At 37.6% G+C, this 22,482-nt stretch carries 23 protein-coding genes; 4 read left to right on the top strand and 19 right to left on the bottom strand.

What is annotated here, in order from left to right:
- Positions 1 to 84 precede the first annotated feature (84 nt).
- A complete protein-coding gene (locus J0X13_RS10340) occupies positions 85 to 780 on the bottom strand; it encodes an ABC transporter ATP-binding protein (RefSeq protein ID WP_207028767.1) in 696 nt (231 codons plus the stop codon).
- Positions 781 to 800: 20 nt separating this feature from the next.
- A complete protein-coding gene (locus J0X13_RS10335; protein WP_207071340.1) occupies positions 801 to 2,270 on the bottom strand; it encodes a DUF5687 family protein in 1,470 nt (489 codons plus the stop codon).
- Between the two features lie 118 nt (positions 2,271 to 2,388).
- Here J0X13_RS10335 and J0X13_RS10330 point away from each other — a divergent pair, with 118 nt between their 5' ends.
- Entirely contained in the window at positions 2,389 to 3,435 is a 1,047-nt protein-coding gene (locus J0X13_RS10330) for a ferredoxin--NADP reductase (protein ID WP_207071339.1), read from the top strand.
- Between the two features lie 9 nt (positions 3,436 to 3,444).
- Here the strand turns inward: J0X13_RS10330 and J0X13_RS10325 are convergent, their stop codons facing one another.
- Positions 3,445 to 4,218: a patatin-like phospholipase family protein gene (locus J0X13_RS10325; protein ID WP_207071338.1), complete on the bottom strand. Its 774-nt coding sequence runs from the start codon at positions 4,216 to 4,218 to the stop codon at positions 3,445 to 3,447.
- Between the two features lie 234 nt (positions 4,219 to 4,452).
- Here J0X13_RS10325 and J0X13_RS10320 point away from each other — a divergent pair, with 234 nt between their 5' ends.
- Entirely contained in the window at positions 4,453 to 4,788 is a 336-nt protein-coding gene (locus J0X13_RS10320) for an arsenosugar biosynthesis-associated peroxidase-like protein (protein ID WP_207071337.1), read from the top strand.
- Between the two features lie 13 nt (positions 4,789 to 4,801).
- On the top strand, positions 4,802 to 5,890 hold the full coding sequence (gene arsS, locus J0X13_RS10315) for an arsenosugar biosynthesis radical SAM (seleno)protein ArsS (protein WP_207071336.1): 1,089 nt from the start codon (positions 4,802 to 4,804) through the stop codon (positions 5,888 to 5,890).
- Here the strand turns inward: arsS and J0X13_RS10310 are convergent.
- From J0X13_RS10310 to J0X13_RS10300, 3 genes are read right to left on the bottom strand one after another with little or no spacing between them, the layout of a single operon-like run.
- A complete protein-coding gene (locus J0X13_RS10310; protein WP_313786727.1) occupies positions 5,887 to 6,936 on the bottom strand; it encodes a glycosyltransferase family 9 protein in 1,050 nt (349 codons plus the stop codon). The genes arsS and J0X13_RS10310 overlap by 4 nt on opposite strands.
- Positions 6,920 to 7,525 carry a DUF4254 domain-containing protein gene (locus J0X13_RS10305; RefSeq protein ID WP_207071335.1) on the bottom strand — a complete coding sequence of 202 codons (606 nt, stop codon included), beginning with the start codon at positions 7,523 to 7,525 and terminating at the stop codon, positions 6,920 to 6,922. The genes J0X13_RS10310 and J0X13_RS10305 overlap by 17 nt, the downstream gene beginning before the upstream one ends.
- Positions 7,526 to 7,567: 42 nt before the next feature.
- Positions 7,568 to 8,497 carry a DUF6427 family protein gene (locus J0X13_RS10300; protein ID WP_242535700.1) on the bottom strand — a complete coding sequence of 310 codons (930 nt, stop codon included), beginning with the start codon at positions 8,495 to 8,497 and terminating at the stop codon, positions 7,568 to 7,570.
- 39 nt (positions 8,498 to 8,536) lie between these two features.
- Here J0X13_RS10300 and J0X13_RS10295 point away from each other — a divergent pair, with 39 nt between their 5' ends.
- Complete coding sequence (locus tag J0X13_RS10295; protein ID WP_207028753.1) at positions 8,537 to 8,758, top strand: DUF6341 family protein; 222 nt, start codon at positions 8,537 to 8,539, stop codon at positions 8,756 to 8,758.
- On the opposite strand, the gene purD is transcribed toward J0X13_RS10295, so the two are convergent.
- The 13 genes from purD to J0X13_RS10230 form a co-directional block, all read right to left on the bottom strand.
- Positions 8,753 to 10,024 carry a phosphoribosylamine--glycine ligase gene (purD, locus tag J0X13_RS10290; RefSeq protein ID WP_207071333.1) on the bottom strand — a complete coding sequence of 424 codons (1,272 nt, stop codon included), beginning with the start codon at positions 10,022 to 10,024 and terminating at the stop codon, positions 8,753 to 8,755. The two genes, J0X13_RS10295 and purD, sit on opposite strands and share 6 nt — an antisense overlap.
- 44 nt (positions 10,025 to 10,068) lie before the next feature.
- Positions 10,069 to 11,046, bottom strand: a complete 978-nt coding sequence (locus tag J0X13_RS10285; RefSeq protein WP_207071332.1) for a UDP-glucuronic acid decarboxylase family protein — start codon at positions 11,044 to 11,046, stop codon at positions 10,069 to 10,071.
- A 6-nt stretch (positions 11,047 to 11,052) separates the two neighbouring features.
- Positions 11,053 to 12,330, bottom strand: a complete 1,278-nt coding sequence (locus tag J0X13_RS10280; RefSeq protein WP_313786729.1) for an undecaprenyl-phosphate glucose phosphotransferase — start codon at positions 12,328 to 12,330, stop codon at positions 11,053 to 11,055.
- Positions 12,331 to 12,546: 216 nt separating this feature from the next.
- A complete protein-coding gene (locus J0X13_RS10275; protein WP_207071330.1) occupies positions 12,547 to 13,260 on the bottom strand; it encodes an O-antigen ligase family protein in 714 nt (237 codons plus the stop codon).
- Between the two features lie 508 nt (positions 13,261 to 13,768).
- A complete protein-coding gene (locus J0X13_RS10270) occupies positions 13,769 to 14,860 on the bottom strand; it encodes a DUF1972 domain-containing protein (RefSeq protein WP_207071329.1) in 1,092 nt (363 codons plus the stop codon).
- The gene (locus J0X13_RS10265) at positions 14,835 to 15,833 is read right to left on the bottom strand and encodes an O-antigen ligase family protein (RefSeq protein ID WP_207071328.1); all 999 of its coding nucleotides are present in this window, start codon (positions 15,831 to 15,833) and stop codon (positions 14,835 to 14,837) included. The genes J0X13_RS10270 and J0X13_RS10265 overlap by 26 nt, the downstream gene beginning before the upstream one ends.
- Before the next feature lie 282 nt (positions 15,834 to 16,115).
- On the bottom strand, positions 16,116 to 17,276 hold the full coding sequence (locus tag J0X13_RS10260) for a glycosyltransferase family 4 protein (RefSeq protein ID WP_207071327.1): 1,161 nt from the start codon (positions 17,274 to 17,276) through the stop codon (positions 16,116 to 16,118).
- Entirely contained in the window at positions 17,273 to 17,947 is a 675-nt protein-coding gene (locus tag J0X13_RS10255) for an acyltransferase (protein ID WP_207071326.1), read from the bottom strand. The genes J0X13_RS10260 and J0X13_RS10255 overlap by 4 nt, the downstream gene beginning before the upstream one ends.
- On the bottom strand, positions 17,913 to 18,737 hold the full coding sequence (locus tag J0X13_RS10250) for a glycosyltransferase family 2 protein (protein ID WP_207071325.1): 825 nt from the start codon (positions 18,735 to 18,737) through the stop codon (positions 17,913 to 17,915). Before J0X13_RS10250 ends, J0X13_RS10255 begins: the two co-directional genes overlap by 35 nt.
- Positions 18,730 to 19,662, bottom strand: coding sequence for a sulfotransferase family protein (locus tag J0X13_RS10245; RefSeq protein WP_207071324.1), 933 nt, complete (start codon positions 19,660 to 19,662; stop codon positions 18,730 to 18,732). Before J0X13_RS10245 ends, J0X13_RS10250 begins: the two co-directional genes overlap by 8 nt.
- 12 nt (positions 19,663 to 19,674) lie before the next feature.
- Positions 19,675 to 20,547: a sulfotransferase family protein gene (locus tag J0X13_RS10240; protein WP_207071323.1), complete on the bottom strand. Its 873-nt coding sequence runs from the start codon at positions 20,545 to 20,547 to the stop codon at positions 19,675 to 19,677.
- Positions 20,544 to 21,104 (bottom strand): acyltransferase, encoded by a 561-nt coding sequence (locus J0X13_RS10235; RefSeq protein WP_207071322.1) that lies wholly within the window; start codon positions 21,102 to 21,104, stop codon positions 20,544 to 20,546. The genes J0X13_RS10240 and J0X13_RS10235 overlap by 4 nt, the downstream gene beginning before the upstream one ends.
- On the bottom strand, positions 21,094 to 22,332 hold the full coding sequence (locus J0X13_RS10230; RefSeq protein ID WP_262896925.1) for a flippase: 1,239 nt from the start codon (positions 22,330 to 22,332) through the stop codon (positions 21,094 to 21,096). Before J0X13_RS10230 ends, J0X13_RS10235 begins: the two co-directional genes overlap by 11 nt.
- Positions 22,333 to 22,482 lie beyond the last annotated feature (150 nt).

Here is a 22,482-nt window from a genome sequence, read left to right as displayed (position 1 = left end):
GTGTAACCTTAAACTCAAAAATGAGCGGATTATTATAAGGCTTATCGATAAAATGCAAGAATTTTTAAGGATGCTTTTCAAACATCAACCAGCAAAGAAAGCTTCCAGTTCCTTCATCGTTTCCGCAGAGGTGTGGATATCCTTTACAATTTCACCTTTATTGAGCACCACGATACGTTCGCAGACTTCTGTAACGTGAATCAAATCGTGACTGGAAACCAATACCGTAACACCCTCTTTGGCGGCCAAATCCTTGATGATTCCCTTTAATCGAATTTGGGTTGTGGGATCCAAATTGGCGAAAGGCTCATCCAAAATCACCACCTCAGGGTTACCGATAAAGCTGGCCACAATGCCCACTTTCTTTTGGTTTCCTTTGGAAAGGTCCCTTAAATACTTTTTCTGACCCAATATTTCCCCATGGAAGAAATCCCCGAAATTGGACAATAGGGCGTCCACATCGGCTTTGTTCCTGCCGCGCAGTTCCCCTATAAAGTAGAAGTATTCCTCGGGGGTGAGGTAGCCTATCAAAAAGGTTTCATCAATAAAAGCGGAAGTAAAGGGTTTCCAATCCTCGCTTTGGTCCACTTGCACATCCTTGTTGATGATGTACCCAGACGAAGGCTGTATCAAATCCAGCAACAAACTGAAAAGGGTTGTTTTTCCAGCTCCGTTGTTCCCCACCAATCCAAAGCTCTGTCCTTTGGGAATCTCCAGGTGGTCAATGTTCAAAACGGTTTGTTCTCCGTAGGTCTTGGTTAAATTATGAACTGTGATCATGTATTTTTATTAATGGTGTGTTATTTCTGTTTGTATGCTTGTAATGTTTTGTATTTCTCCTTTTTGTAGATGCCCTCGATCATGGTAAATACCTTGTTCTTGAAAGCGAATCCAAGGATGCCAAAAACGGCCACAAATATGTATCCGGCCATGGGGTTGATCAAAAAATGACCAATTGCATATATTCCAATGGGCAAAACCAATTTTGGCAAAGTGAGCAACAGTGTTTTGGCATTAAAGGCCTGCTTGTCGCCAAATGCCTTTTTGTTGGATGTAAGGTCTATCGGTGTCTTCACATAAGCTCCGCCCCAAAGTACCAAATAACTGTTGATTCCTATATTATAAATAGCTCCGACCAAAACGGCTGCATAGGCCTCCCAACCAAAGTAGATATAGAAAGTGGCCAAAATGGTGGAAATAATGGTCGCAATAATCACCAAATACCATTTAGATGAGAGGTACTCCCGATACTTGATATTCTGGCTCATCATCAAAGGGTAGTAGCTACTGTCCCAACTGGGCACGTACTGTCCAAAACTGAAAAGGAATCCTCCCGTGACGAATATCCCTGCAAATATTTTCCAAAAGGGTCCATCGTAAACCTCCAAGGCCCCAGTGAAAAAGAGCAGTCCGTAAAAAATAAAAAAGGCCCCGGCGATTACCGCGGAACGCGATCTTTTGTTTCGCTTAATAAGTTTGATGTCGTTCTTCAAGAAAGTTCCCAAATTGCCAAAACGATTCAACCATTCCAGATTTTCGGTCTTGGCTTCGGTCTGTTTCTTGGCAAGACCACCATCCAAATACATATGTTTTTTAAAGTAGGCGAAAGCACCATAGTACAATCCTACCAAAATCCCCCATGGTACAATGGCCGTCCACGGCATATCGTAGAAAAAATCAAAAATTGATCGGGTGTATGCGGTAATATCAAACCATTGGTAATATTGTGATGCTCCAGCCACAATGAAAAGTGCAGCCAATATATAAAAAACAGTGTTCTGGTTATTTACCATAACATTGATGAAGTTGTTACAGTAAAATATTGCCATCAAAGCCAAATGCCAGCCAATTACCTGTGCGGGCGGATAGCCTTCTATAAGCAAAACAATGCTAAAAGGCACAAAGAAGAACGCATGGGCAATGTTGAAGAATGAGATTATTGTTTTGCCCAGCGAAAAATTGACCACCTTGTTTTTATGGATAGGTAGGTACAGTAAGGGTTTAATGTTGGTCACGGGCATTTTTTGCAACATGTACCTAAATACAAGGTCGAAGGCCAGATAATAGATCATAAACTGGTTGACCACGCGCAGGGGGTCGCCAATTTCCATATCCTCAATAATAAAATAGGCCCCGACACCCATTCCCAAGAAAACCACAATAAAATAAAGAGCTCCCAAGGCCATCAATATTTTAAACCAGATTTCTGTTTTAAAGGTTGCCGACCTAAAAAAAGACTTCCATTGGAGTCCAATAAAATGTTTGAGCATGGTTGGTGTTTTTTTTGTTGGTATCCAAATTATCGGATTTGTTACATAAAGAAACGCTTTTTCTAAAAATAGCTGCTCAAAAAGAGCGTAATGCTTAATTTTGCACAAAAAATTTTTCATGAGCGAATCCCATGCTTTAAAAATTACCGCGGTAGAGAAATTAACCCCAAATGCCGTGGCACTCACTTTTGATATTCCAGAAAACCTAAAAGATGTTTACCGTTTCAAGGCGGGGCAATATATTACCCTGAAACACGAATTGGACGGAAAGGAACTTCGAAGGGCCTACTCGATTTCCTCTCCTCCCTCATCTGGGAAATTAACGGTGGGCATCAAAAAAATGGAGGGTGGAACATTTTCTGTATATGCCAACGAGCATTTAAAAGCAGGGGATACCATACAGGTAATGCCCCCTGAAGGACGTTTTGTTTTTGAGGCTTCAAAACGAAGAAAAATTGCTGCGTTTGCTGCAGGGAGCGGTATTACCCCGATTATGAGCATTGCCCAAACGGTTTTGGAAAGCCATCGAAAAAGTTCTTTTGTGCTGGTCTTTGGAAACCAATCGCCGGAAGAGACCATGTATTTCAAAGAGATTCAAGCCCTGAAAGAACAATACGGTGATCGCTTTTTTGTACAATACGTATACAGTAGGTCCAATGAGGATGATGCCCTATTCGGTCGTATCGAAAAATCCACTGTAAACTTTGTGCTCAAGAACAAGTTCAAGAAAACCAAATTCGATGATTTTTACCTGTGTGGACCCGAAGATATGATCCATCAAGTAACCGACACCTTAAAAGAGAACGGTGTTGACCAAAAGAAAATTCATTTTGAGCTTTTTACCAGTGAAGACACCGAAGATGAACTTGCAGAAAACCTAGAAGGCAAAACCCAAGTAACGGTAATTTTGGATGATGAGACCTATACCGTGGTAATGGACAAAAAAGAGTTAGTGCTCGACGCCGTCCTAAAACAGGATATTGATGCTCCGTATTCTTGCCAAGGTGGTGTTTGCAGTAGTTGTATTGCCCGCCTTACCGAAGGTAAAGCGGAAATGGTGAAAAACCAGATTCTTACCGATAGTGAGATTGAGGAAGGTTTTGTATTGACATGTCAGTCACATCCGTTAACTCCCAAAATTACGGTAAACTACGACGATGTATAGTATGGTGAATTAGGTCTGGGAAAACATTTTTTCAAGGGCCCTACTGCCATGTTCATACCCAATATTAAAGGCATTTTCAATGCCTTTTTTATCAAGCACCCCGATTTGTTCCAGTTCCTTTGGTTCGATAAAAAAGTCGCATTGGTGTAATTTTTCACTATTGGATGCATGTATCATCAAATTCGTCACCCTTGCGGTAAGCCTAATGGAATTGCTCAAATCTTTCTTTTTCACTGGCACGGTAATGGCCACATTGCTTCCAATTATGAATTCTGTTTTATCCTCTACATATTCCTTTGGAAAATTGTTCATGATTCCACCATCGGAATAAAGAATGCCATCAATGTCCACCGGACTGAAAACAGGAGGAAGGGCCGCGGAAGCCAGAAGAGGTTTAATGAGTTGACCTTTGTTAAATACCTTTTCCTTGCCACTCAACAAATCGGTGGCCACTACATACAAAGGCTTCTCTAAGCTTTCAAACGTATTTTCCGGGAAAAATTTCTCAAAAATGCTCGCGTATCTTTCCGTATCAATAAAGCCCGCTTTGTTAATGGTAAAGAAACTGTATTGGAACAATGGGGTCTCTTTAAAAAAATTAAGCATGTCATCCACCGAGTTCTTATTGGCGTAAAGGGCGCCTACCAACGCACCAATACTTGTGCCGGCCACTACGTTGGCTTCAAGATCATGTTCACGCATGGCTTTGATCAGGCCAATGTGCGCCATTCCGCGAACACCTCCCCCGGAGAGAACCAGGCCTATGGATTTGTTTTCGAGCATTTTTATTGTTTCTATGAGAGCAAATGTAATCTATTGATGGATTTCTTTATGGATCCAATCCTTATTTAATTTCTTTTCATCATCTTGTAAACAACTGATTTCCAAATCTAGGCAAAAGCTTTATAGTTAAATGTATACTTAATCATAAGAAATTGTAATATTTAAGATGGGCTTTCGACCAAAATGAATAGTGATATTTGTTGTATGTTTAGTAAGAACATTAAATAAAGAAACATGGCCAAATCATATTACGACCCAGCAGATCTGAGCAAGTTTGGTAAGATTACCGAATGGAGCGAGGAATTAGGCAATAAATTTTTTGACTACTACGGAAAGGTGTTTGAAGAGGGGGCGTTGAGTGCTCGTGAAAAATCTTTGATTGCCCTCGCGGTATCGCACGTGGTAAAATGCCCATATTGTATTGATGCCTACACCAAAGATGGGCTACAACGGGGAATCACCAAAGAAGAAATGATGGAAGCTGTACATGCGGGAGCCGCCATAGAAAGCGGGGCTACCTTGGTGCATGGTGTGCAGATGATGAACAAGTACGACAAGCTTTCCATGTAAACCCACTGAATTAATGACGCAAAGCATACTCACAGACATAAAAAAAGCAGCTAAAAAATCCTTAAAAGCACGGGAGGATGAACTTGCCAATACCCAAACGCAAATGGAAATCTTAAATGGTGAACTTTTTGCAGGTGGTGAACTTCCGTATTTCAAGGATAAAATTGCAGAGACCGGGCAGTTTCCATTAAAGCCCAAAACATTGGAAGTGCTCCAGATCAATGTGGGGTATATGTGCAACCAGGTCTGTGGACATTGCCATGTAGATGCAGGGCCCGACCGAAAGGAAATTATGACGCGGGAAACCATGGAGCAATGTTTGGAGGTCATCCGAAACACTGGCGCACATACCTTGGACCTTACCGGGGGTGCACCCGAAATGAACCCTCATTTTAGATGGTTTGTGGAAGAAGCATCCAAAGCGGGCATCCAAGATTTTATCGTGCGTTCCAATCTCACCATTATTTTGGCCAATAAAAAATACCACGACCTGCCGCAGTTCTTTAAAAAACATAATGTACATGTGGTATCGTCCATGCCGCATTACACTCGAGGCAAAACGGACAAGCAACGGGGCGATGGTGTTTTTGATAAATCCATAAAAGCATTGCAAATGCTGAACGAGGTGGGCTACGGAATGCCCAATAGTGATCTTAAGTTGGATTTGGTGTATAACCCTTCCGGGGCATTTTTGCCTGCCGACCAAGCCGCCATGGAACACGATTTTAAAAAAGCGCTGAAGGAAGATTTTGATATTGACTTCCATAACCTTTTTGCCATTACCAATCTGCCCATTTCAAGGTTTTTGGACTACCTCATCGCTTCGGATAATTATGAGGATTATATGTACTCTTTGGTGGAGGCATACAACCCGACCGCTGTTGAAAATGTGATGTGCACCAACACCATTTCCGTAAGTTGGGACGGGTGGTTGTACGATTGCGACTTTAACCAAATGCTCGACTTAAAGGTAGCAAGCAAGGTAAAGCATATTAAAGATTATAATGATGATGTGCTGAGCAACCGGGATATTATCATCTCTCAACATTGCTACGGTTGTACCGCAGGAGCCGGAAGTAGTTGCCAGGGGAGTGTGGCTTAACTCTCCAAAATCCCCATCAACTTCTCCAGCACTTCCTGTGGCTGAATAGTTTTCATGGCGCTTTCATAGCCTTCTGGCACTTTATTCCCGTAGACCGAGGTCGGAATTAAGGGGTAAGCCTCCCGATTTGCCAAAAGTGCATTGTCCAAAGGTTGACCAAATGGATAAAACCCGGCATACGGATGGGTCACGCCCCAGATGGTAACCACCGGAATGCCATAATTGGCTGCCATGTGTGCATTGCCACTGTCCATGGATAACATTACATCCAAATTGGAAATCAATTGTAATTCTTCGGAAAGATTTAGTTTGCCGGCCATGCAGAGAGTATTTTCATAATTGTCGGCCAACTTTTCCAATGCTGCCACTTCCTTGGCACCTCCACCAAACAGCAATATTTTATACCTATCGGTCTCATTGAGTTGTTTGATAACCTCTTGGGTAAGTTCCAACGGGTACATTTTGCCTTCATGGGCAGCAAAAGGAGCTATTCCGACCCATTTCTTGGTGTCTTGCTGTACCAAACCCAACACTTTTTCGGATAGCTGTACACGACCCAATGGTTTTACTGTGGATATATCAACTGCATAACCTAGTTCTTCAAAAACATCGGCATAACGCTCATGGGTGGTTTTGAGTTGCTCAAAGACCTTGTTTTTGGACCGTGTGAGCGCCTTTTTATCCTTTCGTCCTTTATCTATCTGAGCAAAAGGTATTCGCTCTAGGGCAAAGTACTTTTTAAGCACTCGACTGCGCAATACATTATGGAGGTCTGCAACCGCATCAAACTGTAAGGGTTTTAGTTCTTTGTACAGGCGCCAAAGCCCCATCAAGCCCTTGTGATGGTTTTTAACATCGGCTTCCTTTACCTTTACATTCTCCAACCCATTAAAAATGGGCATGAAAAGTTTCTTGGTAAGCACGGTCAACTGTACCTCTGGATATTGTCGGGTTAGGGCGCGAATTATGGGAGCGGTCATGGCTACATCGCCCATCGCCGATAAACGAATGACCAAAATATGGGTATGTTTACCCTTTTTGTCCACGAAGAACTGGATTTAATTCGTCGTCGTTGTACATTTTCATCTGCTTATAAACCTTCATGTACTTGTCTCCCGCTTCAATATCTGCCAACAATCGGTCAATGGCGGTAGAAAGGTCCTTTTTTTGCTCCAAAAGCACGGCCAATTTATCGCTACACTTTTCAATATGCTCTGGAGAGGCATCCGTACGATTCACCTCTTCTTGCATATGATAAATCTTCAGTGCCAAAATGGAAAGTCGGTCTATGGCCCAAGCAGGACTTTCTGTATTGATGGTGGCATTGTCCTTTACTTGAACCGATTGGTATTTTTTTAAAAAATAACTGTCGATGTACTCCACCAAATCCGTACGATCCTGATTACTGGCGTCAATTTTACGTTTCAGTTCCAAAGCGGCGACAGGTTCAATATCCGGGTCGCGTATAATGTCCTCGTAATGCCATTGCACGGTATCTATCCAGTTTTTTCTATAAAGCAAGTGCTCTACTTTGTCTTTTGGATAAGGGTTCGTGAATTCTTGGTACACATCGTCTTTAATGTGGTAGGTGTCTATACTTTCCTGAAATATTTTGAATGCAAAATCGCTGAACATAGCTCAAATAAATTTGTTCAAAGATATTGCTTTATGGCATACTTAATTCAAATGAAAAGCAAAAAGGGACAAGGCGACTAGCATGGAGCCAATTAAAGCCATTTCCTGAAGCTTCCTTTTTTTAATAGCTTCGAGATAATTGGTAAGAAAAACCGATGCTGGAAAAAAAGTGACAAGAACGGGGGAGGCATCAGCAGGGGTGAAAAGTATAATACCGGTGCCCAGCACAAAAATCAAAAAAACGATTCGAAGCAAAAGCAATTTGCCACCGCTCACATTGCGCAGACGGACAAATACCGAAATGGAAACAATAATCGTCAAGATCAGATAAACCAAGGTTTTTATATTTAGTACCTGAAAAAATGATTTTGTTGTAAAAAGCCCAAGGGAAAATTGATAATGGTCTTCAAAGAAATTCAAGGACCCCTTTAGTTTAAGCACGGTAAAGGTCAGTATAAAAATTGTGGCCAGCCCCAGGAAAGGAACTATCCAGTTCTTGATGGTTTTCCTATCGTACACGGCAATCACAAAAAAAACAAGAAGCATGAACGCAATGGCCCAATCGTAGAACAAGCTTGCGATGGCGATCAAAAGGGAAGCATCAAAAATCTTGTGTTTTACATTTCTTATGGATTTAATTGACAGTATCCTCCAAAAAGCCAAGAGCAGAAAAAAATTCGCGAAGATCACATTTTGAAGAATCAACTCGTCGGAAAAAGCCAAGATCAACAACACAAAAAACACCATGGTGTAGGAATTGCGTTCCGTTGCCTTTTCCGATCTTACAATTTGATTGATGATAAAAACCGACAATAACAAACAAGCAAACAACAGGATTTCCAGGGGAATAACCTCATTGATCTTTTGTTCTCCGAGCTGGAAAAACACACTGGTGAAATAAAAAAGAAACAAACATAGGGCAAGGACAATGTAATTTATGGGTTTTGTTTTTCCGAAAAAGCTTGAAATCATCCTATCTTTTGCTACTTTTGTAAAGTAAATATAGCCAACATGAGCAAGTTTTTTTACGGTATAGAGGACTTATTTGTAAACTACCTTTTCGCACCTTACGATTTTTTCCGCTTTATGCAGAGCTGGTGGGGTTCCAACACTATTAACTGGATTTTCTTCGTTATTGGTTTGATTGCCGCAGCATACTGGATGCAGCAACTGAAAATTTTCAACGATAGTGGCGAGGAAGATAAGAGCATTAGCTCCCACTCTTACCTATAGATCAAATCCTAAATCTTTTCGATAATACATTCCATCAAAGTGGAGCTTTTCCATGTTTTGATAGGATGTTTTCAGTGCTTCCTTAAAGTCTTTTCCAAAGGAAGTTACTGCTATTACACGCCCTCCGTTGGTGACCACTTTCCCGTCTGACAGTTTAGTGCCCGCGTGGAAAACAATGGAATCTTCGATATTTTCCGTGCCCGTGATTTCCTTTCCTTTTTCGTAGGCCTCTGGGTAACCACCGGATACCGCCATTACCGTTGTTGCGGCCCTTTCGTCAATTTGAAGGTCCACTTGGTCCAAGGTTCCGTTGGCCATCGCGAGAAGCACGTCTACCAAATCACTTTTTAGTCGTGGCATTACAACCTCCGTCTCAGGATCTCCCATACGAACATTGTATTCGATTACCTTGGGCTCGTCACCGACTTTTATCAATCCGATAAAGATAAAACCCACATAGGGCAAATTGTCCTTTTTAAGGCCGTCTACGGTCGGTTTCACAATTTTGTGCTCTATCTTGTCCATAAATGCCCTATCGGTAAAAGGAACGGGTGAAATAGCGCCCATGCCCCCTGTATTGAGTCCCGTGTCCCCTTCTCCTATTCTTTTGTAATCCTTAGCGGTTGGTAGGATTTTGTAGTTAGTTCCATCGGTAAGTACAAAACAGCTCAGTTCTATACCGTCCAAGAATTCTTCTATTACCACCGTGGCGCTTGCGTTTCCAAATTTGGAATCGACCAACATGGATTTGAGTTCATCCTTGGCCTCTTGTAAATCTTGAAGAATCAATACACCTTTCCCTGCCGCAAGTCCATCGGCCTTTAAAACATAAGGAGGATTGAGCGTTTCCAAAAAGGCATAACCTTCCTCCAATGTTTCACTGGTAAAACTTTGATAGGCTGCGGTTGGAATATTGTGCCTCATCATAAACTCTTTGGCAAATTCTTTGCTTCCTTCCAGTTCTGCAGCAGCTTTTTCCGGACCGATCACAGGAACGGTTTTGAGCTCTACATCATTCAAGAAAAAATCGTGCACTCCATTTACCAATGGATCTTCCGGTCCAACCACCACCAAATCGATGTTTTCTTTCAGCACCAATTGTTTAATGGATTCAAAATCGTTTACCCCTACATCAATATTTGTGGCTATTTGTGATGTACCTGCATTACCGGGAGCTACAAATAATTTAGAAGTTTTAGGACTTTGTGAAATTTTGAGGGAAATGGCATGTTCGCGACCGCCAGCACCCAAGACCAAGATGTTCATGATTCAACGTTTTGGCAAAAGTACGTTTTGATGGGAACTTTTGACTAGTTATTTGGCGAGAAATCTCTGTGTGCTTCCCACAACTGATCATGGGAAAGCGATTTAAAGTATTCATATACTTTTTTAAGTCCTTCGGAACGATGCACTTTTGGTTCCCAACCCAAAATCTCCTTGGCACGGGTAATATCTGGCTGCCGCTGCATGGGGTCATCTTGAGGCAAGGGTTTGAACACAATTTTTTGGTCGGTTCCCGTTAGTTTGATGATTTCCTCCGCAAATTCGAGAATGGTAGTTTCATCAGGGTTTCCAATATTGATAGGCTCCACATAATCGCTCATCAAAAGGCGGTAGATACCCTCGATTTGGTCATCGATATAGGTAAACGATCGTGATTGTGAACCATCTCCAAAAACGGTTAAATCTTCCCCACGGATTGCCTGTCCCATGAATGCGGGGACAACCCTTCCATCGTTCAGTCGCATTCTTGAACCGTAGGTGTTAAATATTCGAACTATTCGGGTATCCAATCCATGATGCCTGTGATAAGCCATGGTAATGGATTCCATAAAGCGTTTGGCCTCATCGTAAACCCCTCTTGGGCCTATGGGGCTAACGTTGCCAAAATAGTCCTCGCTTTGTGGATGAACCAAAGGGTCTCCATACACTTCGGAAGTTGAAGCTACCAGAATACGAGCGCCATGATCTCTAGCCAACCCCAACAAGTTGAGCGTACCCAATGAGCCAACTTTGAGGGTTTCAATTGGAATCTTTAAGTAATCGATAGGGCTCGCTGGTGAGGCAAAGTGAAGGATATAGTCCATTTTACCTGGAACATGGACGAACTTGGTCACGTCATGATGGAAAAACTCGAACCGTTTAAGGTGAAACAAGTGCTCTATGTTTCTAAGGTCGCCAGTTATGAGGTTGTCCATCCCAATAACATGATGGCCTTCCGAAATGAAGCGATCACAAAGATGAGACCCTAAAAATCCAGCTGCTCCGGTAATGAGTGTTTTTTTCATAAGATCCTAATAAGCCTTGGCTTCACCTTTAAATGCGTTTAAAACTGTTTGAACTATAATCTTTAAATCTAAAAACATCGACCAGTTCTCAATATAAAAAATATCGAACTTAATTCGATTTTGAATGTCGGCCTCCTGTTCAATTTCCCCTCGATATCCACGAACTTGTGCCAAACCGGTAATTCCAGGTTTAACAAAATGCCTAACCATATACTTGTCCACACTGGTCGCATATTCATTGGTATGTTTTACCATGTGGGGACGTGGACCCACTACCGACATGGTACCAAACAAAACATTATAAAATTGAGGGAGCTCATCGATACTGGTTCTTCGGATAAACTTACCGATTTTGGTGATTCTCATGTCGTTTTTGGTGGCTTGAATATCATCTGCATTTTTATTGGGAGCCATAGATCGGAACTTATAACAATAGAACTCCCTATTGTCGATTCCATTTCTGGTTTGCCTAAAAAATACAGGACCACGTGATTCAAGAGTAATCAGTAAAGCTAAAATTGGTGTTAGCCATGAGAGTAAACCAATAATAACTACAAGAGAAAAAACTATATCAAAACTTCTTTTTATAAAAGCGTTTATGGGGCTGTCCAACGGAATATCCCTCAAGGAAAGCACAGGGATATAATCGTAATATTCGAACTTTAATTTTTTAGAAAAGATATTTTTATTGTCCGGGATAAACTTAAGTGTTTTTAAGTTGTTATCCGCAAAACTGATGAACTTGGCGATCTCTTCATTTTTAAGTTCTGAAATTGAGCAATAGATTTCGTCTATATTTTTTCTCATTATATAGTCCAAGCAATCTTGAATATCAAAATCTTTTGATTTAGGCGAAAATTGTTTTTGAAAATTATAGCCAAACTCCGCTCTATCTTTAAATACATTTCGCAGTTGGTCTGTTTTCTTGTTTTTCCCAATAATTACCACATTCCTCAAGTTTCCTTTTACCTTTTCCCGATACTCCATCAACAAGAAATAGCTCAAAAGTTTTATGGTTGATATTATGACAAAAACAAGTACAAAGTATTCGCCGAGTGCAAGTCTGCTTATTATTGGTTGTTTGAAGAAGCCAATAAAGGCATAAAGTGTCAAGAAAAAAAAGACAAACTGTACAAAAATCAATCTTATAATATAAGTGACCTTTGAAAATCTGTAAATGGTGTAAAATTCATTTTTTATTGAGATAACAATCCAGGCCAGAGTGATATACAGATGTATCAACACAGGAGTTTGGAAGTTGATTGGCAAGATATACAAAAACATATTCAAAACTGCCAAATCTATCAAATAGGAAATGGGTGTAATTAAATTTGAATATCTATGTTGTTTAAAAAGCATTGATGTTTTTTAGTACCCTATAAATAAAAACAAATATACCCTATAATAACCTATTTGCTATTTTCCAAACAATACCTAATCAAAGTATACTTCAAGATTTTTTAGGGCAATATTCTCCTTTTACCCAGGGGTAGCAATTTATTACTCTGCATTTAATTTGTTCTGAATATAACGAACATGGTTAAAAACACATATCAAGATTATAAAAAAATAAATTCCGCGCTGCCTTGATAACACAGATTCAGTTAAAGGCCAAATTATCATTAGTAGACTGGACATAAAAAAAACATAGGATTTACTTTTAAATCCATTAATGAGGTTACGTCCTAAAAAAATCAATAAGAACAAAAGGCCTATAATTCCAGTTTCAGAAAAACTTTGAGCATAGGTGTTATGGTAATTATAATGATGAAATGCAGAATACGTATTAAATTCAGTATGTCTTTTAATCAAATTATTATTTGATGCGGCAAGACCAAAACCTGTCCAAAAAATTCCCTCTTCCTCAATTTGTTCCTTTAAAATTCGTAATTGCAAAAGCCTAATGGAAGTTCCCGTCCATGGATAGATTTTGTTGAATTTTTTATTTGTCAATACCTCTTGGAAATGAGTTCCTTTTTCTTGAAGTATTCGATTTGTTATTGGTTTGGAAAAAACAACCAATGCCAAAGAAATCAAACCTGCATAAAACAGATATTTTTTAAAGTATATGGCCGGTTTTCTTCTAAAAAAGAAAATTATAATCCCAATAAATGTAATGAACAATATGCTTTTTGAGGCCATTAATATGATTAACAAGAATAAAAACAAAGCTCCTATTTTATCGATTGTTTTTGAGTTTTCCTTGCCAAGCAAATGAAAAAAACTGATGGAGAAAATAGCGGAAACATATATTGCATTCAATTCCAAAACACTTACTAAATCATGATAGTAGAATTCACTTAGACTATGTGAAGATAAAAACCTAATGGTCGAGGAAATCAAAAACAAAATTCCTAGCCCTAAATTGGAGTAAGAAAAAATATTCAAGGTGAAGTTGAGGTCTTTTAAAGAAAAACGCGGAATAAAAAAAAACATAAATGGCACCAAAAACATGCTCAGTGACCTCACTAATCCCCTTAATGTTTGTTCCTTATCGACCGACCAAAAATATGTGAAAGAAAAATATACATAAAGGGCGATTGGTATAATCAGGAATAAATTAATTACCATTTTATACTTGCCCACTGCAATATTGTAAATTACATAGGCTACAAAAATTCCCAAAAAAATACTGCTAAGAACATACCCCAATAACAAAGTTGAAAGAATCAACCCCAATAAATGTGGGGTCAAATCAAGGTTTTTGATGGTGTTTACAACTCTATTTCCTGCATTCATTAAAAAAATCAAGATATTGTTTGTTGATCAATGGCCAATTAAAAAACTTTTCTATGTCACTACGGCAATTTAAAGTTTTGTCTTTATGTTGACCTTTATTTATCTCCTCAAGAAATTCCTTTACTTGGCCTGCTGTATTAAAATAAAATGCATTTGTCTTTAATATTGCCTTATTGAATTGATTGTCATGCGCAATAATCAATGTATTACAAGCCATAGCTTCCAATAACGATGGATTTGTTCCACCAACAGAATGACCATGGAAATATAGATTGGAAAAATATCTTAAATTATTTAAATGCTCTAAATTATAAATACCCCCTATAAACCTGATGTTTTCAGAGTTGAGATATTTTTGTTTTAAATATGTTCCAAATTTATTGACATTGTGTTTGCCCACAACAAGAAAAACCTCCTTTTTGTTTGATATTGCTGCCCCATCCAAAATAGTTTCAAGGTTGTTTTCAGGTTCAAACCTCGCAATTAATAAATTATATTTGTGTTTCTCAACATTATATTGCTGCAACACTTTTTCATTGGGGGTGTTAAATATATTAGCACCATATGCAATATACTTTGACCGTGCACCATATTTATTCATAAGGTAGCTTTGTATTCCTTTTGAGTCCGATATCAAATAATCACTTGATTTAATGGCCAACTTTTCGGCAAATTTTAAAAACTGTCGAACGGGTTTGGAATATTTGGAACGCTTCCATTCCAATCCATCCATATTGGTAATTATCAATGCATTTTTGGGCAATAATTTACCCCATATTGAACTACTTGTATATCCTAATTGAAGTATAATATCGAATTTTCTTTTTCTGGCATCCAAAATACAGTTAAGGTCATATATAAACTGCCCGGGGGTTCCAATTTTATCTTCGGGGTCATTACAATGAATTATGTGAACCCCCTTATATGTTTTCTCTTGATAAGGGTGTTTCATGGAATTGTATGTAAACACCTCGTGTCCTTTATCGGCCAGGTATACGGAAAAATACTCTGCAAATTGTTCAAATCCCCCGTGGTAATTAGGTATGCCCCTAGTTCCTATTATCGCTATCTTCATTTACTGATAAATTGTTCAAATGTTCCACTCCTAAAATAAAGCCTAGGATTAATGGAACAGTACTGTTTGTATTATATAGCCCGGCAACTACTAATGTCGTAAACATCAAATAAAGACCAAATCCCGAAAGCAAATTATTTGTTGCTATTGAAATAGCATTAGCGCTCTTAAGAGAATAAGCTTTTAAATAAAGGATTATCACAACAAAAAAATATAATGACAGACCTAAAATTCCCGACTTAAAAAAAACAAAAGCATATCCATTGTGGATTGTCGGGATTTTTCTTTCCAATTTTCCGTTTAGCATAAAATCGTCTTTTAAATCTACCAAAGCGCCTATTCCCTTGCCAAAAACCAAGGTGGATGACCTATCGTTCAACACCTGTTCAATTGCCAATTTTGCCTCATAACTTCTCCATTTATCCCATAATTCAGCCCGATTGTTCACATTGATATCTGTAGAAAACATTTCTTTTGGGGCATTCTTTATTTTGTATAAAAAGCCTTCCAGTCCCTCGGCACTTCTTGGTATTTCCATTTTATTCAAATACCAAAAAAATCCTCCCGCAAGTACAACAAAGCTGGATATCACAATTATCGCTTTTTTGTTCAATTTGGTATATCCATAAATTGAAGAAATAATAACGATAGCAGCCACCGCCTGTGTGCGAGAAAAATAGAGCAGGAAGGATATTGTCAACAATACAAAAGCTATTTTAACGTAACTCTTTCTACGAAAGTTTATCTGCAACTTTTTTCTACAAAAAATGAAGATAAACCCAAATAGTTCAATTACATCGCCCTTACCTGCATAAAGTCTTAACCTGTTGATATTTATTGGATTATCTATCGCCCAATTAACCACCAAATAAACATGATTTACTGCTGAAAATAAAGCGAAATATATGATGACCTTAAAAAAAAAGTCCCTGCTTCCTATTTTTTGGATAAACCCGTAACCCAATAAAATCATTAAAATTGGTTTGGTAAAATAAAGCACCCCTTTCAAGTATTCAAAAGGGACTGTTTTTTGAAAAAACGACCCAAACAATGCAATTAAAAAAATGGTCGTCAATAAAAACAAAATTTCAATTGCAGATTTACCGAGTTTTATCCCCAATAGTAACCAAATAGAAAGCAAGGCGGTTACCACGTAACTGAATTCAAATGAATTAACCAAGTACAAAGCAGCTAATGTGGTAACAAAAAGGCCTTTATAAAGATTTTGAATGGATATCCTAAGCATATGCTGGTTTCAGGAGGTGTAAAGTTCAGTAAATTTTTCTACATACCTTTTAGAAGAAAAATCATCACTTGCTATTTTAAAGCCGTTTTCTCCGAAACTTAGTGTCCTTTCCTTATTTGCTATCAAATTTGTTAGTTTAACTGCTAAATCTTGAATATTATTAGGTTCAAAAAAATAGCCTGTTCTACCATCTTCAACAATTTCCAATAAACCGCCGTGTCCGGCAGCAACTACTGGTTTTTTTGATAGCATGGCCTCCACGGCGACCAACCCAAATGGTTCCGGTTCGGTAGATGGGACCACCGCAATATCTAAACTGTCCCAAATGGGCCAAATATCCTTTTGAAAAGGAACGATTTTACAGTCATCTTTTAATCCGTATTCTTCTATTTTATTTTGCAATTGTGTTACCAAATATTCCTTACCCTCAGAAGCGGACCCTATAAACACTAATTTTAAATTGACGAAATTTTCTTTCAAAAGGTTGAATGCTTCTAACAAAAGTTCTTGTCCTTTCCAATGATTTATTCTTCCAATCAGGCCAATCACAACATTATCCTCGTCAAAACCGAACAGTGTTTTTTTAATTCTTTCAATCTCTCCACTTGATGCTGGTGGTGTTAACCTATCTAATCCATTTAAAATCACAAGGGATTTTTTCGTTAGACCGGGGCGATGGACATTCCAAAATTTCATGGTCTCACATGAATTGTATACCACCATCTGACTGAACAAATTCAACAGAATAGGGAAAGCCTTATATATAACCTTTGGTTTTTTAATAATTTCATGCACATGCCAAATATGTCTTATCCTATTTTTTTTGGCATAAAACGCACCAAGTAATACTGCAAGGGTATTGGAATGAACTATGTCAACTTTTAGACCGTCCAGTTTTTTCTCTAAAGTTTTTATCGCGGTAAATATGGTTAATGGCAGTAGCAAAAGGTTTTTGGGCGTAAACATGCTCCGTGAAATTTTAATAACTGGAGATGTGATCACCTTTACACCATACTGTTCTAGCTCTTTCTTTAGAGGTCCATTGTTTGGCAGCACCACCACTACCTCAAAGTCTTCTAAAAAATTAATCTCTTTGGTCAGATAAAGCAATGTTTTATCTGATCCGTATAGTTCAGCTGATTGATGAATAAAAAGAATCGTCTTGGTCATAATTCTTTTATGATTTTTGCGGGAACACCTCCAATAACAACATTTGGCGGAAACTCATCTTTAACAACAGCTCCGGCAGCAACCACAGAATTATCTCCCACTTGACTGCCGTCTAAAAAAGTAACTTTTGCACCTACCCAAATATTGTTTCCAATAATTATCCCCTTTGATGTTACACCCTGTTCTCGAATTAGTTTATCTCTATTACTGAAATTGTGATTTTCCGTATGGAAACTAATATACTGTCCCATAATGACATTATCTCCTATCTCTAGCCCTCCAGCACAACCAAAATACGAATATTCACCTATTGCCGAATTACTTCCTATAGATAACCCTTCTCCAAGTTTTGACAAATGACTCGTAACGCTAATTCTAGAATATGCCCCAATTTTAACTGTGTTTCCAAACTTAATTCTATTCTTCCCATAACAATCCAAAATAACGTAATCATCCAATGTACATCCTTTGCCAAATTCAAAATTTGATTTGTTGTAAATTTTCACTTTTTTGCCTAAAAAAAGTTTTCTTCTGGTTTTCAAGATACCCCTCAACATCATAATGCCTTTCTTAAGTAGGAACCTAAGAACCAAACTCTCTGGAATTGTTTTATCAAGAGCGTAATTTTTTCCGAAGCTATATAGTAACTTTTGTGATAAGCTTTTTAACATTTTTAAAAGCGAAATTTATCTCTAAAGAAATTCGTGCTAATACCTTACCCAATCCTTTAGCGTGTTTATTTAAATATTTAACAAACCCTTTTTTCAAAAGTTTTTGCCTTCCAGCATTATACCCTCCAAAATGGATATATGAACATTTTGTATAATAGATGCATTTCTTAAGCTGTATTGACACTTTTTTACAATAATCCAAATCCTCCCCGTACATAAAAAATGTATCATCCAAACCACCAACCTTATCCCACAATTGTCTTCTTGTAAGTAAAAAAGACCCCTCGATCCAATCAACGGTATAAGAATCTTTATGAAAATTGCCAAGTTTGAAAGACTTGGAGGAATAATACAAACGAGAAAGCTTTATTAAATTAAATGCAGATGGAAATCTGCCTACCGATTTTCTATACTCTCTTTGCTTCCCCAACATTTTAATCCCAATCGCACCAATTTCATCATCTCCAATTAACTTAATTAAAGGTTCTAGCTTATCAAGCAAGATTGTGTCATTATTCAATAATAATATGTACTTTCCATTGCTTTTGGAAACACCCAAGTTATTTCCCCCTGCGAACCCTAAATTTTCTTTGCTCTCTATTAAACAAACTTCCTCTGCATATTTCCTTTTTAAAATGTCCAAGCTGTTGTCCGAGGAATTATTGTCGACAATGATAATTTCATAATCGATACCATTACAAGTGTTTTTTACTGAATCCAAACAACCTTGCAAATATTTGGCTCCGTTATAATTTACAATAATGATAGAGAGTTCCTTTTGGTTAATCATCGGCAAAATGTTTCCATTGTGAAGTATCCACACCCAAAGTTTTAAGGTTTTGAACATCTTCCTTGAACAATTGTTTCAAATAGTTCAAGGCGTTTTCTTCAATTTTTGGTTTTTCAAGTGTATTCTTTTCCAAAACACCTTGTTTAAATCTTTTATACTTCTTTGCTATAAAACTTCCTCCATATTTTAATACCGTGGATTTTAAACAAGACGGTTTTAAAAGAAAGGACGTTAAACCATCCTTTTTATAGACTCCTCCCTTGTTATAAATTACATTTAAATTTTCTGCTTTAAAGCTTTTATCCACACCTAAAAAATCAAACAGTTCACTTAAAAGGCCTTCTGGGCGTTCTTTGATATCTTCAAACAGAACAATTTTAACATTTTCGGCACCAAAAGCCTTTATATAGGCTTGACATTTTTCATAATAGAAGGAATGCTCCGAATACCTCCAAAAATCACCAAATCCATTTTCTTTTCTTTTTTTTTCTTGTTGCAAGGCTTGGTCAAAGGTTAAGTTTTCATGCATCAATCTTTTTTGGTGCAGAAAATTAGAATACGCTCTTTCTATGGGATCTCTTAACGTAATTATGATTTTCACCTGATTTCCCAGCTTTTCCTGAATGGCAGGAATAACCGATTTTGAAAAAAACAGATATGATGGCGAAACATCGCCAAATTTAGATTCTCCCTCAATATTATTGTAAAGAGCGGTATAGGCATCAAAAGATTTCAACACACTGGACAATACTAGTTTGTCCCCCGGACCATTCAAGTTTTTTTTGAGTTCCTCAAAAGAAAAGTAATGCAATTCCTTTTGTTCCGGTAAATATATTTCGGGGTGCTGTTTTAAATAATTAAATAGAGATGAAGTGCCTCCTTTGGGAACTCCAACCACTAAAAAATTAGGCTTTGAAACAAACATTACCCCTTGCTTTTAATATTTCCATTTTGATAAATCCTTCCCAATTTTATTTTCCAAATTATCTATTTCATGTTTAAAATGGGTGTTGTAAATATCTTTTTTTAAATCATTATTCAATATTTCCTTATTAGATGGTTTCAAGTTGGCTTGGCTCAATTTATGCATAACCATATCTTTGAGCTTTCTTGAAGGTATTGCCTTACCTATTAACGTTTTTAACTTATTATTCTGGTATATAAAATCCCTCAAAAATTTACTTCTTGATTCAGAGGCTGAGTTACTTTTGACTTGATAGTCATAATCATGATTCGAAAGACCAATAAATTTAGTGATATCATCAACAATAAATTTCGTGTTCATTACAAAATCATCAAAGAGCACTATTTTAACATTATCAGCACCAAATAAGTTTTCAAAACGTAAGATTTGTTCCAAATAGCGGCCTCTAGAAACATAGCTAAAATGTATCCTATTATAATGAGAAGACAATCTGTGTTCTTCTATTTTTACGGCTTTATCAAAGGAAAGCGTTTCCAAACCTCTTCTTTTGGTCATCAAGTAATGGGAATGGGCTCTATCGACTGGGTTACGTAAAACAAATATAATTTTAAGGTTCGGAAAATAGGATTTTATCCTATTTGCCGAATTCTCAAAATAACTATATTCTGGATCTATTTCACCATAAAGACTATTTTGATTTTTCCTTTTAAAGTAATAATCAAAGTAGTGGTTTTTCCCTTGATTAAACTTCTCCTCATCCCTGAAGTGGTGTGTTTCTTTAAGCTCAGGCAAAATTAAATCAGGGTGTTGCATTAATATATCATGAAGTGTAGAGGTGCCAGCTTTTTGGGCGCCAATGCAGATAAAACCCATGTTATTCATCATTCTTCTCTTCTCTTTAAAATTTTGGCTGGTACTCCTCCTACAATCGTATTCTTTGGAACATCTTTGGTCACCACAGCATTTGCTGCCACAATAGCCCCCGAATGAATAGTTACTCCTTTGGTGATTACGGCACCATAACCAATCCACACATTATCTTTTATCAATATAGGTTTTGTTTTTATTCCCTGATTAAACATAGGTTTGTGCAAGTCGTCAAAATTATGGTCCGTATCTCTAATTGAAACTCCCTGTGCAATCATGACGTTTTTACCTATTACAACTGATTCATTAGCTCCAATGACAGAAAATGAACCAATAAAGCTATTCTCCCCAAGAACGATTTTACCAGAACCTTGTAAAATTACATCATGGTTTATTTTTGCTCTTCTGTCCAATGTTACCGACAATCGATTATCGAATTCGCCAAAACCTCTGATATAAACTCTCTCCTGAATAAGATTATCCCCTTTACAATGCAGATATGGGTAATAATACAATCTATTTCCAAAGGTGGTAAGCCGATTTCTGATTTTTCTTATAATTACACTAATTGCCATAAATCCTCCAAAATCTATAAATTGTTAAAATCTTATATTTTTTATATACAAAAATTACACAAAGTATATTTAATAACATATTAGACATCAAGCTTGCAACCGCTGCACCAATAATCCCAAAGCTTTTAATTAGAAAATAGTTAAGCAATGCATTACCAATGGCGCTGATAATGGTAAAATTTCTTAATTCCTTTTGATGTTGGGTCATATTTAAGACCTGTCCTACACTTCCAGACAATGCATTGAACAATAAACCCAAAGAAACAACAATTAGAACCTCCTGACCTGAATCTACAAATTCCCCCCCGAAAAAACCTAAAAGTGATTTCCTGAAGAAGATTAAAACCCCAACAATTGGAATCGTGAAAATAACTATTAACCTAGTGCCTTTCTGAACTTCATTTGCAATTTGACCTACCTGATTTTTACCATACAACTCTGATATTTTAGGCGCAAGTACCGTATTCACCGCGTTTATTATGATCAAAGCAATCGTGGCAAGTTTGTATGCAGCATTGTATATTCCAACATCCTTTTTAGAAACCATGGCCCCTAGCATAAATATATCGGTCCAATTCGAAATAAACATAAATGCTGCACTGAACAACATGGGGAATGATAGGGCGAACAGTTTTTTATATGGATAGTCTTTTTGTGCCCTTGACCTGGGAAAATAAAACAACAAAATGATAACCAAAAGCCCAAAAGCCATTAAAAAAGAAAGGATTGTGCCGTTTTCTTGAAAACCACTAGTTTTAAATAGGTACATAAATGCCAATAACAGCAAATAGGGCAATACATAAACAAATAGCCCATATTTTATAAAATCTTGTTTTCCCCTTAAAAATTCAGTTAAAAAAGAATGGAAAATCCCTAATATGATAAATAAAGAAATGTATTTAAAATAGAAAATTAATTTGGGGTCATTAAAAACGGATATGGCCAACCATTCTTTTAAAAAAAAAAGCGCCAAAGAACAGCCCGAGGCAGAGACCAATAATGTTTTGGCGGCCTTGGACAGATAATTGCTTTTAGGCGCCTTTTCATAATTATTTTTATCAGCTGTTATCTTCAATATGGCTTGAGGAATTCCCAAAGAAAATATTAAAATCAACAACTGCCATAGCGTAACGGACAAGGAGTATCTTCCAAAAGCTTCAGCACCATATACATTGGATATATAAATTATAGCTGCGTAGGAAAGGGCCATTCCAAAAACCCTAAGCATAAAAACCCTTCCACTATTGACCACCCTTGGTGGTAGGTTATTTATATTCTTGAAAAGACCCGATAGATTAGCCATAAAGGGCGGTTAATGAATATGATTTATTTTGGTTTTTGCATTGACAATAGCAGCCCCTTGCCCCTATGTGTAGCT

Origin of the sequence: [Muricauda] lutisoli (nom. illeg.), assembly GCF_017313105.1 — a bacterium.
Taxonomy (GTDB): Bacteria; Bacteroidota; Bacteroidia; order Flavobacteriales; family Flavobacteriaceae; genus Flagellimonas; species Flagellimonas lutisoli.
Note: the sequence above shows the minus strand (reverse complement) of the source record. Positions and strands in the feature narration are given on the sequence as shown.

Coding starts and splice junctions, on each gene's coding strand:
- J0X13_RS10260 (WP_207071327.1), bottom strand. CDS start 17,276: ATGACCAAGACGATTCTTTTTATTCATCAATCAGCTGAACTATACGGA.
- J0X13_RS10255 (WP_207071326.1), bottom strand. CDS start 17,947: ATGTTAAAAAGCTTATCACAAAAGTTACTATATAGCTTCGGAAAAAAT.
- J0X13_RS10230 (WP_262896925.1), bottom strand. CDS start 22,332: ATGCTTAGGGTTTTTGGAATGGCCCTTTCCTACGCAGCTATAATTTAT.
- J0X13_RS10320 (WP_207071337.1), top strand. CDS start 4,453: ATGGCCAAATCATATTACGACCCAGCAGATCTGAGCAAGTTTGGTAAG.
- J0X13_RS10245 (WP_207071324.1), bottom strand. CDS start 19,662: ATGTTTGTTTCAAAGCCTAATTTTTTAGTGGTTGGAGTTCCCAAAGGA.
- J0X13_RS10235 (WP_207071322.1), bottom strand. CDS start 21,104: ATGGCAATTAGTGTAATTATAAGAAAAATCAGAAATCGGCTTACCACC.
- J0X13_RS10270 (WP_207071329.1), bottom strand. CDS start 14,860: ATGAAGATAGCGATAATAGGAACTAGGGGCATACCTAATTACCACGGG.
- purD (WP_207071333.1), bottom strand. CDS start 10,024: ATGAACATCTTGGTCTTGGGTGCTGGCGGTCGCGAACATGCCATTTCC.
- J0X13_RS10340 (WP_207028767.1), bottom strand. CDS start 780: ATGATCACAGTTCATAATTTAACCAAGACCTACGGAGAACAAACCGTT.
- J0X13_RS10325 (WP_207071338.1), bottom strand. CDS start 4,218: ATGCTCGAAAACAAATCCATAGGCCTGGTTCTCTCCGGGGGAGGTGTT.
- J0X13_RS10280 (WP_313786729.1), bottom strand. CDS start 12,330: ATGTTTTTGTATATCTTGCCAATCAACTTCCAAACTCCTGTGTTGATA.
- J0X13_RS10295 (WP_207028753.1), top strand. CDS start 8,537: ATGAGCAAGTTTTTTTACGGTATAGAGGACTTATTTGTAAACTACCTT.
- J0X13_RS10240 (WP_207071323.1), bottom strand. CDS start 20,547: ATGATGAATAACATGGGTTTTATCTGCATTGGCGCCCAAAAAGCTGGC.
- J0X13_RS10265 (WP_207071328.1), bottom strand. CDS start 15,833: ATGATTTTATTGGGTTACGGGTTTATCCAAAAAATAGGAAGCAGGGAC.
- J0X13_RS10330 (WP_207071339.1), top strand. CDS start 2,389: ATGAGCGAATCCCATGCTTTAAAAATTACCGCGGTAGAGAAATTAACC.
- J0X13_RS10305 (WP_207071335.1), bottom strand. CDS start 7,525: ATGTTCAGCGATTTTGCATTCAAAATATTTCAGGAAAGTATAGACACC.
- J0X13_RS10300 (WP_242535700.1), bottom strand. CDS start 8,497: ATGATTTCAAGCTTTTTCGGAAAAACAAAACCCATAAATTACATTGTC.
- arsS (WP_207071336.1), top strand. CDS start 4,802: ATGACGCAAAGCATACTCACAGACATAAAAAAAGCAGCTAAAAAATCC.
- J0X13_RS10335 (WP_207071340.1), bottom strand. CDS start 2,270: ATGCTCAAACATTTTATTGGACTCCAATGGAAGTCTTTTTTTAGGTCG.
- J0X13_RS10250 (WP_207071325.1), bottom strand. CDS start 18,737: ATGATTAACCAAAAGGAACTCTCTATCATTATTGTAAATTATAACGGA.
- J0X13_RS10285 (WP_207071332.1), bottom strand. CDS start 11,046: ATGAAAAAAACACTCATTACCGGAGCAGCTGGATTTTTAGGGTCTCAT.